Here is a 14,717-nt window from a genome sequence, read left to right as displayed (position 1 = left end):
GCATTCGGCAAGGTGATGGCATATGGCTCGTGAACGAAGAGCAGCTCCTCCTCCGCCACCGCCGAGCAACGTGGACCGTGTGCCCCCACAGTCGCTCGAGGCAGAGATGGCGGTGCTCGGCGCCATGCTTCTGCAGGAAGAAGCGGTGCTGAAGGCCATCGAGATGCTGGATGAGCAATCCTTCCACAAGCCTGCTCATCGGAAGATTTTCCGCGCTGCGCTGGCGCTGCACGAACGCAACGAGCCGGTGGACATTGTCACCCTGAGCGATGAGCTGGAGCGACAGAAGGAGCTCGAGGAGGTCGGTGGCTCCTATTATCTCACTGAGCTGGTGGAGCGCATTCCTTCGGCTGCCAATGTCGAGTACCACGCCAAGATCGTGCTGGAAAAGGCGCTGCGCCGGAAGCTCATCGAGGTGGCCAATGAGATCAGCGTCGAGGCATATGAGGGTGAGGAGGAGGTCTACCACCTCATCGACAGGGCAGAGCAGAAGATATTTCGCCTTGCCGACCGCCGTCTGCGCCGGGGTTTCGTTAGCATCAACCCGATCATGCATCAGACCTTCGAGGTCATCGACCAGTTCCACCAGCGCCGAGGTGGTGTCACCGGCATTGCCACCGGCTTTACGCGCCTGGACGAGTTGACCGCTGGGCTGCAGAAATCGGAACTGATCGTGATCGCCGGCAGGCCTTCCATGGGCAAGACTGCTTTTGCGCTGAACATTGCTTACCATGCGGCCCTCAACGAAGGCTTGCCTGTGGGCATTTTCAGCTTGGAGATGGCCGCGCATCAGTTGGCGCTGCGCATGTTGTGCACGGCCGCGCGCGTGGACCAGCACTTGGTGCGCACCGGGCGCCTGGCTGAGGAGGACTGGCCCCGCCTCAGCCTCGCCGTGGGCCATCTGGCAGAGGCGCCGATTTTCATCGACGATACGCCGGCCATCAACGTGCTCGAGATTCGGGCCAAGGCGCGGCGCCTCCAGGCTGAGCACGGCCTGGCCTTGCTCATTGTGGACTATCTGCAGCTGGTGCGCGGCCCGGGCCAGGCCGAGAGCCGCCAACACGAGATCTCCATGATTACCCAGTCGCTGAAGGCGTTGGCCAAGGAACTGGATATTCCGGTCGTGGCCCTGTCGCAGTTGTCGCGCGCGGTGGAAACGCGCGGCGGCGACCGTCGCCCCATCCTGTCGGACTTGCGCGAGTCGGGCGCCATCGAACAGGATGCGGACGTGGTCCTCTTCATCTATCGCCCGGAGGTGTACGGCACAGGTGAGCAGGAGGGAACTGCCGAGGTCATCATCGGGAAACAGCGCAGCGGTCCCACAGGCACTGTGCATCTTACCTTCGTGAAAGAGTACGTGATGTTTGCCAATCCCGCAGCCGAGGTCGGTCTGATGCCACCGGAGGTGGGGGCATTTTGACAACCGTCTTGTGGGAAGAGGTTCATCCCGTCGTGGAAGAGAAGTACCGAAAAGCTTGTGATGCGCTCATTCGCCGGGTGCGCCGCTATAACCCCAAGGCCGACACGGCGCTCATCGAGCGAGCGGCGCAGTTCAGCTACCAAGCGCACAAGGATCAGCTGCGCAAGTCTGGGCGGCCGTACTTTGAGCACGCCTTGGCGGCGGCGGAGATTCTGGCCGCCCTGAGGCTTGACCCGGATAGCATCGCCGCCGGCTTTCTGCACGACGTGGCCGAAGACACGGGCACGACCCTTGAAGAAGTTGCACAGGAGTTCGGTCCCACCATCGCAGGCCTGGTGGACGGGGTGACCAAGCTGAGCGGCTTGGGCTTCGACACTTTTGAGGAGAGGCAGGCGGAAGATTTTCGCAAGATGATCTTCTCGATGATCAAAGACGTGAGGGTCATCTTGATCAAGTTTGCCGACCGCTTGCACAATATGCGCACCTTGCAGTATTTGCCGGAAAGGACGCAAGAGCGTGTGGCGCGCGAGACGCGCGACATCTACGCACCGCTGGCGCACCGCCTGGGCTTAGCCAAGGTTCGCTGGGAGCTTGAAGACCTGGCCCTCAAGTACCTTGACCCGCAGGCCTACGAAGAGCTGAGCAGGCTCGTCCGTGAAGGACGGAGCGAAAGGGAACGGTACATCCAGAGGGTGGTGCGCCCCATCCGCAAGGCGCTCAAGGATGCCAACATCCGCGCCACCATCACCGGCAGGCCCAAGCACTTTTACAGCATCTACAACAAGATCCACAAGCGGGGAGTGCCATTCGAGCAGATCTACGACCTCTTCGCCATCCGCATTATCGTGGACAAAGTCGAAGAATGCTACGCGGCCTTAGGCATAGTGCACCACGTGTTCACGCCGGTGCACGAGCGTTTCAAGGACTACATCGCCACCCCGAAGAGCAATCGCTACCAGTCGCTGCACACCACTGTCGTCGGCCCGGACGGGCGCATGGTGGAGATTCAGATTCGCACGCGCGAGATGCACCGCATCGCCGAGGAGGGGATCGCCGCGCACTGGAAGTACAAAGAGGGCAAGGCCAAGGAAGACGAGCTCGACAAGTACCTCACGTTCCTCCGCCAGTTCTTAGACTGGGAGGGAGAGGCGCACGAGCCGGCGGAGTTCCTCGAGAACCTGCAGATCGACCTCTACCGCGATGAGGTGTTCGTGTTCACGCCTAAGGGCGACTTGCACAAGCTGCCTGCTGGCTCGACGCCCGTGGATTTCGCCTTCGACGTGCACACCGATATCGGGCTGCACTGCATCGCCGCCAAGGTGAACGGCAAGATCGTGCCCCTGGACTACCAGCTGCGCAGTGGCGACACGGTGGAGATTATCACCTCTCCCACGCAGCGGCCGAATCCGGACTGGATCAAGTTTGTGCGCACCACCAAAGCGCGCCAGCGCATCAAGCGCTGGGTCAGGGAGTCGCTCTTCGAGAGCAGCGTGCGCATCGGCGAGGACTTGCTGCGCGAGGCGCTGAGCAAACACCACCTCAGCCGCGAGCACCTTGACCTGCCAGGCCTGGCGCAGAGCTTCGGCTTTTCCACCGAGCAGAAGCTCTATGCGGCCATCGGGCGCGGCGAGATCCAGGTGGAAAGGATTCTGCGCAAGCTGCTCCCTGCCGAAGCCAGGCCGGAGGACCAAGAGGACAAGTCGCTCCTGCAGAGGTTCCTGCAGCGGGCGCGCGGCTCGGCAAAGGGCGTGCGCGTGCAGGGGGTGGACAATGTGCTCGTCGAATTTGCAAAATGCTGCCAACCGGTGCCCGGCGACCACATCTGGGGCTTTGTCACCAAGGGGAGGGGCATCGTCATTCATCGCACCGACTGCAACAACGTGGTCAAGCTCATGGAAGAGCCAGAGCGGCATGTGCAGGTCGAGTGGGACGTAGACCGGGACAAGATGTTCTTGGTGAGCCTGTATGTGCTCAGTGAGGACCGCAAGGGCCTGTTGGCCGACGTGTCGAAGGCCATCACCGATTCGGACACGGAGATTGTGAGTGTGAACATGAAAAAGGAGGATGCGTTGGCGAACGGGTGCATCATCGTCCAGGTGCGCAATCTCCACCATCTGAACCGCATCATCAGCCGCATCAGCAAGGTGCCAGGAGTGCTAAGCGTCAGCCGCATGGAGCCTTCCTCGCAGCAGAAGGTGGATGCGGGCAGTTAAGATGACCGACACCAATTTCGCAAGGCGCGTGGTCGTAGGACAGTTCACCAACAAGGAGATCTGTAGATGAAGAGGACCATCACCAAGAAGGATGTGGCAAAGAGAACGGCCAAGATCGTGGGTGAGAAGATCTATCTGACCGAGAAAGTGGTTGACGGCGTGTTCACGGCGCTCCGTGAGTTCATGCGCGAGGCGGACCCAGAGGTGCGCATCGAAATCCGCGATTTTGGCGTCTTTGAGGTCAAGACCACCAAGCCGAAGCCCAAGGCGCGCAACCCCAAGACCGGCGAGATCATCTATGTGCCAGCCCGCCGCAAGACCCACTTTAAGGCGGGCAAGTTACTCAAAGAGGAGTTGAAGAGACCCTTGTCGGAGCTCATGGCCGAGGCGAAGGCCAGCAAGTGATTTGTCGGTGAGCTGGCGGCCCCCACGGTGAGCGAAGAGATCCGCATCTTGGCCATTGACTATGGCACGCGCCGCGTGGGTGTGGCGGTGAGCGACCCCACCGGGCAGATCGCTCAGGGGTTGCCCACGCTCAGCCATGGCGGCCTCGCCCACGCCGCCAGCCTCGTGGCTGACTTGGTTCGCAAATACGGTGCCAAGACCGTTGTGGTCGGCTTGCCCCTCGGCATGCACGGTAGGAAGACAGAGGCCACCAAGCAGGTGGAAAAGTTCATCCAGAAACTAGCCACCTTAGTCTCCGTGCCGGTAGTTCCTTGGGACGAGCGGCTAACCAGTGTCGCGGCCGAGAGGGCCATGCACGAGATGGGCAGTTCCCCGAGCCGAAACCGAGGGAAGGTGGACCAGGTGGCTGCGGTCTTGCTCCTGCAAGGCTATCTGGACAGCGGCAGGCGCTGAGGCGCAGCGGCGCTACCACACCAGATCGCGCCGGGCTTGCGCGGTGACGTGCTGACACTTCCCGAAGAGTACCAAACAGGACGGACGAAGTTTCTATGAGGATGAGCCTGATTCTCTGCCTCCTTACCGGGCTTGGCCTGACACTGGCCTTTCCCCCTTTCCAGTGGGGGTTTCTCGCCTATGTGGCGCTCATCCCCTTCTTTTTCTTGCTCAGGGGGAAGAACGTCGCCGAGACCTTCCGCTGGAGTTACCTGTGTGGCCTCATCCTCAGCATCGGCACCCTCTATTGGATCAACTGGGTGACGCTGCCAGGCGGAATCGCCGCCATCTTGGTGCTGCCTCTGTATCTGTGCATCTATGCCCTGCTCCACAATCTCGTCCATCGCCACCTGGGCGAGGTTGCTTTTGTCACCATCCCCTTCTTGTGGACGGGCGTTGAGTTCCTGCGCTCCTTAGGCGAGATAGGCTTCCCCTGGACTGTCCTTGCCTACACGCAGACGCATTACCTGAAGCTCATCCAATTCGCCAGTATCACCAGCGTCTACGGGGTATCTTTCTGGGTTGTGTTGATCAACGTGATGCTCTACCGCCTGATTCTCAGCCGGCACAATGTGAAGGCGGTGGCAGCTTATGCGGCCATTGTTGTTCTGCTGTTCGTGGTTCCGTGGTGGTACGGCAATCGCGTGTTGTCCAAGGAGAGGGCGCCTGAGCGCTCGCTGCGGGTGGTGCTGGTGCAGGGCAACATCGACCCGACGCTCAAGTGGGACCGCGAGCTCAAGGAGCTGAATTTCGCGACCTACGAGCGCCTCACCGCCCAGGCGATGGCGGACAGCCCTGATGTCATCATCTGGCCAGAGACGGCCACGCCCTGTTACCTGAGGCACGAGCCCGAGGACTTGCAGCGGGTGCGCCGGCTGGTCGACTCCCTGCAGGTCCCTCTGCTCACCGGTACGCCGGACTATGTCTACGATCCGGCTGCTGGGTTTTCTACCTACAACTCAGCCTTTCTGTTTCTGCCTCAAAGGGAGGAGATGCAACACTACGCCAAGATGCAGTTGGTCCCCTTTGGTGAACGGGTCCCGTACGAAGATGCCTTCCCCTTTTCTCTGGTGAAGAAGTTGCTTGATGCGTTGGAGCTGGGGGAAGGCAACTGGTCGCGGGGGCGCGAGCCACTGGTTTTCGTCATGCCGGTCGCAGGCCGTGCGTCGCTGGAGAACACGCGCCAGGTGCGCTTCTCGGTCCCGATCTGCTACGAGTCGGTCTTCCCTGACCTGGTCCGTCGCTTCGTGGTCGGCGGGGCCGAGCTGCTGGTGGTTATCACCAACGACGCGTGGTTCGGGCGCCCGAGCTTGCCACGCTGGCTTTGTGGCGGCATGTACCAGCACGCGCGCATTGCGGTGTTTCGGGCCATCGAGAACCGTATCGCCATTGCCCGCTGCGCAAACACCGGCATCTCCGCGTTCATCGACCCCTACGGGCGGATGAGCAGCGCCACGGACATTTTCACGGAAGCGGTGGTAGCAGGGTCTGTGCCATTGCGGCAGCAAGAGACCTTCTATTCCCGGCACGGGAACATCTTCACCGTGGTTGTTTCGGCAATCGGCGCAGCTACGGTGGCCGCAAGCCCTTTGGTGCGGGGCATCCTGGACAGGCGCCAGGAGGCAGCCTCTGCGGCGTTGACTTCCCTGCACAGTGAAGAGGTGGCTTCGTGACGGCCCCGGGAGGAACATGGGCGCGGCTGGCAATCGCCATAGCGCTGGTGGGGGCAGCCTCCCCGGAGCTGGTCGCGCAGCAAAACCATTTCGTCACCATCAGCACCCTCAGATGCCGCACCTTGGCCATGGGAGGGGCGAGCGCCGCGGTGCGCGACGATCTGGGGGCGCTCGCCATGAACCCCGCCGCCGTGCAGCTGTACGCGGTGGCGAAGAGCTTTCGCATGAGCTTTTTTGTCAACCCGGTTGCTCCGGTAGTGAGCTTGAGCCGCAGGCAAGACCTGAAGGACGCCTCCGGGAACACGGATGTGGCTCCGGCAGCCTTTGCCGCCACCCTCCTCAAAGGGGTGGGAGTGACAATTTCTGCTCTGGACGTGCTCCTAAGTTGGGGCGAAGAAACACCGGGCTTCGGACCTCGCCAGCACGGGCCAGAAGCTTTTCAGATGCGCGACTATTTTGAGGCGTTCAGCAACTCGCTGGCTGCACGCGTGCGCCTGGCTCCGCAAGTGGCCTTGGGCGCCGGAGTCGACCTCTGGCAGTTGCGTACGGGAGGAGGACGCTTGTGGCAGGTCGGCTTCTCATACGGGGTCCTGGTGCAGCCCGACCCACGGGTGAGCGTGGGGCTGGTCTATGTGGAGCTTCCTGATTCCTTCGTCTATGCGCGGCAGCTGTTGGAGCGCATCCGTGACGAGTCGCTCAACTTGGGTCTGTGCTGGAGGCCCTTTGCCGGGACTTTGCTGAGCGCCGACTTGCGCAACATTGGCGAAGAAGGGGACCCGTTGACGCGAGAACTTCATGTAGGTGCCGAGCAGGTGGTGCTCAGGCACTTTGCCCTGCGCAGTGGTATGTACCGAGAGAAAGACAGCAAGAGATTCACTTACTCCGCCGGCCTTGGGCTCCTGGATCTGAATGTGTTTGTGCCGGCGGAGCAGCAGTTTGCGCATGCCACCTTCGCCGTGAACTATGCGCTTGTCTACCGCGCGACGGCCACAGGGCCGGACCGCTGGCATCTGCTGTCGGCCTTGTTCCGGCTATGAGGAACTTTGCCGGAGGCCCCAAGTATCATAGGCATGCACCACAACAGGGCGTCGGGCTCCATTGTCACCATGGGAGTGCTTCTTGCGGGTCTCGTGGCCATGCAAGGCAGGGCATGGGGCCAGGAAGTGCGCTCCAACTTGGAGCTGGCGCGCACGCTGGCGGCAGAGCTTGCGGCGGAGGCTCTTGGCGGCGTGGGAGCTTCCCAGCTGGGAGTGCGGCGTCTTCCTCCCGCGCACGCGGCTGACTGGCTGCTGGAACAGGAGCTGGTGCGCGTGGCGCAGGAAAGGCAGCTGACCATCTATCTGCCGGCAGACACGGCCTCGGCAGCTCTGGGCAGTTCGGACCAGGGCACCACTATCCTGGGCTACAGGGTGCTGGCGGCAGGTGTCAAGTACGAGCCCGGCAAGAGTCGGCTGTTCCGCAGGGCGTTGGTTCACCGGGCGGTGTTTCTGCGCGCCCACTTCGTGGCCAGTACGCAGGACGGGCGCGTGCTGTGGAGCAGCGACCTCGAACGCGCGGCTAATGATAGCGTCGCGGCGCAGCGGGTTGCTCGCCTGGAAGACCCTAGGCTGGCATTTACCCATGCGGAGCTCCCCCGCACGCAAGGTTTTGCTGGATTGGTGGAGCCGGCGTTGATCTTATTGGTGACGGGAACGGTGACGTATCTGTTTTACGCCTATCGAAGCAAGTAGACACGGTCTAACCCGGAGTATAGATGCGACTCGTGCGAACCGCCGTGTATTTGTCGTGTGTGGCAGCAATGGTTCTGGCAAGCTCGTGCAGCAAGAGCAAGATCCGGCCTAACCTTACCGCCGAAGAGCGCCTGGCCTTGGCCAAACAGATGTTCGCCAAAGGCGACTACTTGGATGCCAAGCAGCAGCTGTTGGTGCTGACCCTGAGCTTCCAAGGTAGCGCCGTTGCCGACGAAGCGCAATTCTACCTCGCAGAGTGTCATTATCAGCTCAAGGAGTACGTGCTGGCCATCAGTGAGTACGAACGCCTGCTCGTGTCCTACCCAAATTCGCAGTATGTGGATGATGCCGAGTTCAAGATTGGCATGAGCCACTTCAAGCTTTCGCCGAGCGCGGGTCTGGACCAGGAGAACGCGCGCAAGGCCATGGAGCATTTCCAACGGTTCTTGGAGGACTATCCGGATAGCCCATTGAAAAAGGAGGTTGAGGCCAGCCTCCAGCAGTGCCGGAACAAGCTTGCCAAGAAGGAATACGACACCGGCACCCTCTATCGCAAGATGGGCTACTACGACTCTGCGCTCATCTATTTCGACAGCGTTCTGGCGACCTACTACGACACGCAGTACGGGGAAAAGGCACTGTTCTGGAAGGGGGAGTGTCTGATGAAGCTGGGGCGGCACCAGGAGGCGCAGGAGGCGTTCAGCAGTTATGCCCAGCGCTATCCGAAGGGAGCACAAGTCGGGCGCGTGCACAGGCGCCTCAAGGAGCTATCTTCACGTTTGGGGCAGGAGGGTCTGCCGGCCGCTAACCCTGGTCGAGCCCCAAAGTAGGGCACGGCAAGAGTCGACAGCAGGTGACGTTGCGCCGGCTGGAGCATCTGGGCAGAGACGAGCACAACGACAGGATCAGCCTACGACATGCGATTAGGACTCTTCGGAGGTACCTTCGACCCCATTCACCTCGCGCACCTCATTCTTGCCGACTGGGTGCGAGAAGAGGAGAAGCTGGACCGCGTTCTCTTCGTACCTGCAGACACTCCGCCCCACAAGGTGCACCGCACGCTTTCTCCTCCTTGGCAGAGGCTGGCCATGGTGCGCCTGGCTACGGCCGACTGCCCCTTCTTCGAAGTCCCCGACCTGGAAATACGTCGCGGCGGGGTCTCGTACACGATCGACACGGTGCTGGCGGTGCGCGAGCTGTACGGGCTCGGCAGCGACCAGCTCTTCTTGATTGCGGGGAGCGACAGCCTGCATGAGATGGATAGCTGGCGAGAACCGGAAAGAATCTTCGCCGAATGTCGGGTTGTGGTAGTCCGAAGGCCGGGATTTGACCCGGCTGAGGCTCCTCCTCAGTTTGCGGCAAAGGCAAAGTTGAGCAAGGCGCCGCTGGTTGAGATCTCCTCTTCGCAGATCCGCGAGCGCGTGCGAGCAGGCAAAAGCATTCGCTACCTGGTGCCGGCCGGGGTGGAGCGGTTCATCGTAGAACATGGCTTGTATCGTGTGGCAGGTGGCACAGACAGGCCGTAGGCAGCCAAGCTGTAGATGCCCATGGCTGGCGTGCGGCGGATGGAGGATAAACGGTCGCTGACGGACGAGGGGATGATTTACTGGATCTCCGTGTTTCTCCTGCGCGTCATCGCGCGCATCTACTTTCGAGGCCGAGTGTTTGGCCGGGCGCGACCGCCTAAGAGAGGCGCCTACATCGGCATCATAAACCACCAGAGTCACATGGACGTGGTGGCACTGACCATGGTTGTGAACCGGCGGTTTCACACCATGGCCAAGCATTCGCTTTTCTCCATCCCGCTGGTCAAATGGTGGCTGCGCGCAGTACATATGTTCCCGGTGCGCAGAGAGACCAGCGATCATCGTGCCTTCAGGCATGCGCTTAACCTCCTGCGCTCTGGCGAGGCGCTGTTCATGGCGCCTGAGGGTACGCGTTTGCGGCCTAGGCAGAGGGAGCCTGCCAAGGCGCGAAGCGGTTTTGTGCTGCTGGCGCACCTGGCCGGCTGTCCCGTGGTGCCGGTGGCGGTTTCCGGCACGGGGTGCGCTCTGCCGCCAAGAGCTCGTTTCCCCAGGTCGGTGCCAGTGGCGGTGATGGTGGGGGAGCCGGTCATCCTGCCGCCTCTTCCCTCGGGGGAAGGGCGCAAGGAGGCGCTGCAGCGCCAGGCCGACATGGTCATGCACAAGGTGTACGACATGCTGCATGAGCTGGAGTTGCGCATGCGCGGGAAGAGCCGTGGATAGCTCTGCTGGCAGGTCGTTGCGGGTGTTTCAGGTGTGCTCCTCGCCCTCGTGGGGAGGGATGGAGATGCACGTCGGCTTCCTGTCAGCGCTGCTGCGTGGCCATACCCACCAGGTGTGGGTTGCTTGCGCATCGCAGACGCCGCTTTATGACGACTTGGTGAAGAAGGGGTTTGTCCCTTACCCCTTTCGTCCCCGCGGCTACGTGGATTCGGTCGCCATCGCCCGTTTGGCAGGCTGGCTCCGGCGGCAGTCGGTGGATATCATCCACTGCCACTTTTCGCGGGACTTGTGGGCAGTGGTGCCCGCAGCGCGCATGGCGGGACGCGTCCCGGTGGTGCTCATCAAGCACGTGGGCACAATGCGCGCCAAGCGCGACCCTGTCCACCGCTGGCTGTACCGCAATGTGGCGCAGGCGTGGGCGATCTCGCGCGTGATTCGCGACAATCTGATAGCCACGCACCCGCTGCCGCCTGGAAAGGTGGAGGTGGTGCACCACGGGCTGGACCTTAGCAGGTTCCGGGTGCCGCAGGAGACGAGAAGACGCCTACGCCGCGAATTGGGCTTTGCTGAAGATGCCTTGGTGGTGGGCACGGTCGGTAGATTGGAACCGAGCAAGGGGCACCTGGAATTTCTGCGCATGGCAGGGCAGGTAGCCAGTCAGGTGCCGCAAAGCGTTTTCCTTGTGGTCGGTGCCGCCACGCGCGGCGAGGAGTTCCGCGCTGAGCCGATCCTCCGACTGGCGCAGGAGCTCAATTTGGGCCCGCGCCTGGTGTTCGCTGGCTTTCGCGAGGATATCCCCGCGGTGCTTTCGGCAATGGATGTCTTTGCCTTCCCCTCACGCGCGGAAGCATTTGGCCTGGTGGTGATTGAGGCGATGGCCGCAGGGTTGCCGGTGGTGTCCACCGCCAGTGATGGGGTGTTGGATATCGTCGTGGATAGTGAGAGTGGCCTGCTGGTGCCCCCACAGGACGTAGCGGCCTTGGCCTCTGCTGTGCTGCGCTTGTTGCGTGACCCGAGGCTGCGCCGCTCCGTTGCTGCGGCTGCGCGTCGCAGGGTGGAGGAGCTTTTCACCGCCGAACGCATGGTGCAGCGCGTAGTGGAGCTTTCCTGGCGCATTGTCTGCCAGTCGAGGGGCCGGGGGACCGGCTGAGCAACCGGCGGGGTGGCGCCTTGGCACAGGGCCCTTGGCGAAGGTGCCCATGCCATGGAGGTGCGGCCCGGTGCTGTGATTGCGGGTTTTGCTCTTGAGAGGACGGGAGGTCTCAGAGAAGCGATTCGCAGGGAGTGACCATGGACCTCAGGCTCTTGCGAAGCATCCCCATCTTTTCTGGTCTGGACGCGCAGGACCTGGAGCGCATCGCCCAGCTCTGCGTCCACAAGACCTGTGCCGCCAACCAGCTGATCCTCGTGGAAGAAGAGAGCGGGCAGTCGCTGTTCATCATCAAGCGCGGCAGCGTGAAGGTGTCGCATGTCAGCGACGAGGGCAGGGAGGTCATCCTGTCCATCCTCAACGCCGGGGACTTTTTCGGCGAGATGGCCTTGCTGGATGGGAGGGGGCGCTCGGCAAACGTCACGGCCCTGGTGGAGACGGAACTCCTGGTCTTGCGGCGCGGCGACTTTCTCGGCCTGCTTGAGGACTATCCGCAGATTTCTATCGCCCTGCTGCGGGAGTTGGCCGGGCGCATCCGCCGCAGCGACTCGCACATCTCCACCCTCAGCCTCAAAGACGCCATGGGGCGCGTGGCCATGGCGCTTGTGCACGTGGCCGAAAAGACTGGCCGGCCGCGCGGGCGCGAGATGGTCATCCCCAAGCTGCCCATCCAGCAGGACTTGGCGAACATGGCGGGCACCGCGCGGGAGACCATCTCCAGGGCGATGGGACAGTTCGAGGAGATGGGCTACCTCGAGCGTGAAGGCCACCGCGTAGTGGTCAAAGACTTCGAAGCCTTCAAACGGGCGTTCGGTTAGCCGCCGGTCAGAACTTTCCCGTGAGGATGCTCCTGTGCTGAGCGCGGTCTTGTCTTTCTTCGTGCACTTGCACGGCCTGTTCGAGACCTTTCTCCAGGGCTGGGGGGGCCTTTTCCGGCCGCCGTTCTACGGGCGGGCCATTATTGAGCAGATGGACGTGATTGGCGTGCGCTCCACGGTGATCGTGGTGTTGACGGCGATGTTTACCGGCCTTGTCCTCGCACTGCAATCGGGGTACGAAATGGCCATCTATGGGGCCAAGATGTACGTGGGCACGCTATTGAGCGTCTCACTGGTGCGCGAGTTGGGGCCGGTGCTGACTGCGCTTATTGTCACTGGCCGCGTGGGATCGGCCATGGCCGCCGAGATAGGTTCCATGGCCGTCACCGAGCAGATCGACGCCATGCGCGCCCTGGGAACTGACCCTATCAAGAAATTGGTGACCACCCGTCTGGTGGCGGCGACGGTGATGCTGCCCATTCTGACGGCCATTGCGGATGCGGTCGGCATCCTCGGCGGATTGATTGTTGCGGTGAGCGCGTTGGGCATCAGCAGTTCCTTCTACTGGGTCACCGTGGTGCGCGCCTTGACATTTGATGACTTGACCATGGGCATCATCAAGCCGATCCTGTTCGGGGTGCTCATGGCCACCGTGGGGTGCTACATGGGCATGTCGGCAACCGGCGGCACGCGGGGCGTGGGCGAGGCGACCACCAAGTCTGTGGTGCTTACTTCGGTGCTCATCTTCGCGGTGGATTTTCTCTTCACCAAGCTCTTCCTTGCAGTGGTGCACTGAATGGCGACAGAGGCCAATCAAACCAAGGGCGCTTCCATAGAATTCCGCGCCATCCACAAGTCTTTTGGCGACAACTGGGTCTTGCGGGGGCTGTCGCTTCAGGTGAAACCGGGGGAGACGACCGTCATCCTCGGGCGTTCCGGATGTGGCAAGAGCGTGCTCCTCAAGATCCTGCTCGGTCTTATCCGCCCGGACAGCGGCGAGGTGTGGATCGACGGCAGTGAGATTAGCGGCCTCAGGGAGCCGGAGCTGCTTCCCATCCGCAAGCAGATCGGGATGCTCTTCCAGGGTTCCGCCCTTTTTGATTCGTTGACGGTGGGCGAGAACGTCGCTTACTGGCTGCGTGAACACACGCGTCTGTCTGACGAGGAAATTGCTGCCCGGGTTGCGCAATGTCTGCGCTTCGTCGATATGGAAGGGACAGAGGAATTGATGCCCTCCCAGCTCTCCGGTGGGATGCGGAAGCGCGTGGCGCTGGCGCGGGCCATGATTTCTGAACCGCGCGTCATGCTCTACGACGAGCCGACCACGGGACTTGACCCCATCACCGCGACGACCATCAACGCGCTCATCCGCAAGACGCAGCAGGAGCTGGGCGTCACGTCCATTGTGGTCACCCACGAGTTGGAGAGCGCCTTCAGCGTGGCGCATCGCCTCGCGGTCATCAACGAGGGCGTCATTGTGGCCGTGGGCACTAAGGAGGAGGTCAAAGCCTCCGGTGATGAGTTTGTACAGACGTTTCTGGCGGGGCCAAGATGAAGAACAGTAGAGAACCACTTTTCAGTCATGAAGTGCGCGTGGGGCTTGCCGTGTTCATCGGCGTGCTCATCATCGTGGTGGCCATTATGACTGTCGGGGGTCAGCAGGGCTTCTTTGCCGACCGCTACCGCCTGCGCGTGCTCATGACGCGCGTCGAGGGGCTGCAGACTGGCGCGCCGGTGCGCGTGGCTGGTGTGCGTGTGGGCACGGTGACCTCTGTCAAGTTCTCGCCGGATGTCACGGAAAACCGCATCGTCATCGAGTTGGAGATCGATGCCAAAGTCAAAGATCGCATCCGCAAGGACTCCATCGCCCACATCGGCACTTTGGGCTTATTGGGCGACAAGTACGTGGGGATCACCATGGGTTCTCTTGACCAACCGCGCTTGGAGGATGGCGACTACTTGCTGGCAGCCGAGCCCTTGGACGTGGAGAAGCTCATCGATGAAGGCGTGGCTGCCTTCAACTTGCTGAAAAAGTCGTTGTCCACGGTGGACGATGTCGTCACCAAGATCAACACGGGCAAAGGTACCTTAGGGCTCTTGGTGAATGACCCCAGCATGTACGTGGACGTCAAGGCGCTGGTGAGGGTCTCCAGTGCCATACTGGCCTATATCCGCTCTGGCGAGGGCACTGCCGCCCGCCTGCTGGCAGATCCGCAACTTTACACGCGGATCACTTCCTTCCTTGCCTCGGGTGAGGCGTTGGTGGACAGCATGCGGCACGGGCAGGGCACGGCGGCGCGCTTCGTCCAGGATCCGGCGCTTTACCAGGAGCTGATGACGCTCGCGAAGAATCTCAATGCAATTGCGGGAAGACTGGAGAAGGGAGAGGGCAGTCTCGGCCTCATGATGAACAACGACCTCCTCTATCGGCGGCTGAACACCCTTGCCGCCAGCCTTGACTCGCTGGTCACCGACCTGAAGCTCAACCCGGGACGCTATCTCAAGGTGGAGATTTTCTAAGAGCCTGACGCGCGACAACTTTCCCTTGAAATTATTGCGGCGCTTTTGTA

15 protein-coding genes are annotated in these 14,717 nt (G+C 61.7%); all 15 read left to right on the top strand.

The window, feature by feature from the left end; translation table 11 throughout:
• Positions 1-22 precede the first annotated feature (22 nt).
• The 15 genes from dnaB (at position 23) to NUW13_09255 (ending at position 14,667) form a co-directional block, all read left to right on the top strand.
• Positions 23-1,420, top strand: a complete 1,398-nt coding sequence (gene dnaB, locus NUW13_09325) for a replicative DNA helicase (GenBank protein ID MCR4439225.1) — start codon at positions 23-25, stop codon at positions 1,418-1,420.
• Positions 1,417-3,633 carry a bifunctional (p)ppGpp synthetase/guanosine-3',5'-bis(diphosphate) 3'-pyrophosphohydrolase gene (locus tag NUW13_09320; protein ID MCR4439224.1) on the top strand — a complete coding sequence of 739 codons (2,217 nt, stop codon included), beginning with the start codon at positions 1,417-1,419 and terminating at the stop codon, positions 3,631-3,633. The genes dnaB and NUW13_09320 overlap by 4 nt, the downstream gene beginning before the upstream one ends.
• A gap of 66 nt (positions 3,634-3,699) precedes the next feature.
• Positions 3,700-4,038, top strand: a complete 339-nt coding sequence (locus NUW13_09315; GenBank protein MCR4439223.1) for an HU family DNA-binding protein — start codon at positions 3,700-3,702, stop codon at positions 4,036-4,038.
• 27 nt (positions 4,039-4,065) lie between these two features.
• The gene (gene ruvX, locus NUW13_09310) at positions 4,066-4,491 is read left to right on the top strand and encodes a Holliday junction resolvase RuvX (GenBank protein ID MCR4439222.1); all 426 of its coding nucleotides are present in this window, start codon (positions 4,066-4,068) and stop codon (positions 4,489-4,491) included.
• A gap of 95 nt (positions 4,492-4,586) precedes the next feature.
• Complete coding sequence (gene lnt, locus NUW13_09305; protein MCR4439221.1) at positions 4,587-6,203, top strand: apolipoprotein N-acyltransferase; 1,617 nt, start codon at positions 4,587-4,589, stop codon at positions 6,201-6,203.
• Positions 6,200-7,240: a hypothetical protein gene (locus NUW13_09300; protein MCR4439220.1), complete on the top strand. Its 1,041-nt coding sequence runs from the start codon at positions 6,200-6,202 to the stop codon at positions 7,238-7,240. Before lnt ends, NUW13_09300 begins: the two co-directional genes overlap by 4 nt.
• A 6-nt stretch (positions 7,241-7,246) precedes the next feature.
• Positions 7,247-7,933 (top strand): hypothetical protein, encoded by a 687-nt coding sequence (locus NUW13_09295; protein MCR4439219.1) that lies wholly within the window; start codon positions 7,247-7,249, stop codon positions 7,931-7,933.
• A gap of 23 nt (positions 7,934-7,956) precedes the next feature.
• On the top strand, positions 7,957-8,763 hold the full coding sequence (gene bamD / locus NUW13_09290; protein ID MCR4439218.1) for an outer membrane protein assembly factor BamD: 807 nt from the start codon (positions 7,957-7,959) through the stop codon (positions 8,761-8,763).
• A gap of 87 nt (positions 8,764-8,850) precedes the next feature.
• Positions 8,851-9,459, top strand: coding sequence for a nicotinate-nucleotide adenylyltransferase (nadD, locus tag NUW13_09285; protein MCR4439217.1), 609 nt, complete (start codon positions 8,851-8,853; stop codon positions 9,457-9,459).
• A gap of 39 nt (positions 9,460-9,498) precedes the next feature.
• Positions 9,499-10,179 (top strand): 1-acyl-sn-glycerol-3-phosphate acyltransferase, encoded by a 681-nt coding sequence (locus tag NUW13_09280; protein ID MCR4439216.1) that lies wholly within the window; start codon positions 9,499-9,501, stop codon positions 10,177-10,179.
• Positions 10,180-10,237: 58 nt separating this feature from the next.
• Entirely contained in the window at positions 10,238-11,329 is a 1,092-nt protein-coding gene (locus NUW13_09275; GenBank protein ID MCR4439215.1) for a glycosyltransferase, read from the top strand.
• 140 nt (positions 11,330-11,469) lie between these two features.
• Entirely contained in the window at positions 11,470-12,147 is a 678-nt protein-coding gene (locus tag NUW13_09270) for a Crp/Fnr family transcriptional regulator (protein MCR4439214.1), read from the top strand.
• Between the two features lie 34 nt (positions 12,148-12,181).
• Positions 12,182-12,943, top strand: a complete 762-nt coding sequence (locus NUW13_09265; GenBank protein MCR4439213.1) for an ABC transporter permease — start codon at positions 12,182-12,184, stop codon at positions 12,941-12,943.
• Positions 12,944-13,702 (top strand): ABC transporter ATP-binding protein, encoded by a 759-nt coding sequence (locus NUW13_09260; GenBank protein ID MCR4439212.1) that lies wholly within the window; start codon positions 12,944-12,946, stop codon positions 13,700-13,702.
• Entirely contained in the window at positions 13,699-14,667 is a 969-nt protein-coding gene (locus NUW13_09255; GenBank protein MCR4439211.1) for an MlaD family protein, read from the top strand. Before NUW13_09260 ends, NUW13_09255 begins: the two co-directional genes overlap by 4 nt.
• Positions 14,668-14,717 lie beyond the last annotated feature (50 nt).

The organism is candidate division KSB1 bacterium (genome assembly GCA_024655945.1).
GTDB lineage: Bacteria > Zhuqueibacterota > Zhuqueibacteria > JANLFK01 > Oleimicrobiaceae > Oleimicrobium.
Note: the sequence above shows the minus strand (reverse complement) of the source record. Positions and strands in the feature narration are given on the sequence as shown.

Bases quoted from the DNA above. Each gene is read 5' to 3' on its own strand.
- dnaB (MCR4439225.1), top strand. From the start codon at position 23: ATGGCTCGTGAACGAAGAGCAGCTCCTCCTCCGCCACCGCCGAGCAAC.
- NUW13_09315 (MCR4439223.1), top strand. From the start codon at position 3,700: ATGAAGAGGACCATCACCAAGAAGGATGTGGCAAAGAGAACGGCCAAG.
- lnt (MCR4439221.1), top strand. From the start codon at position 4,587: ATGAGGATGAGCCTGATTCTCTGCCTCCTTACCGGGCTTGGCCTGACA.
- bamD (MCR4439218.1), top strand. From the start codon at position 7,957: ATGCGACTCGTGCGAACCGCCGTGTATTTGTCGTGTGTGGCAGCAATG.
- nadD (MCR4439217.1), top strand. From the start codon at position 8,851: ATGCGATTAGGACTCTTCGGAGGTACCTTCGACCCCATTCACCTCGCG.
- NUW13_09280 (MCR4439216.1), top strand. From the start codon at position 9,499: ATGGAGGATAAACGGTCGCTGACGGACGAGGGGATGATTTACTGGATC.
- NUW13_09275 (MCR4439215.1), top strand. From the start codon at position 10,238: ATGGAGATGCACGTCGGCTTCCTGTCAGCGCTGCTGCGTGGCCATACC.
- NUW13_09270 (MCR4439214.1), top strand. From the start codon at position 11,470: ATGGACCTCAGGCTCTTGCGAAGCATCCCCATCTTTTCTGGTCTGGAC.
- NUW13_09260 (MCR4439212.1), top strand. From the start codon at position 12,944: ATGGCGACAGAGGCCAATCAAACCAAGGGCGCTTCCATAGAATTCCGC.
- NUW13_09255 (MCR4439211.1), top strand. From the start codon at position 13,699: ATGAAGAACAGTAGAGAACCACTTTTCAGTCATGAAGTGCGCGTGGGG.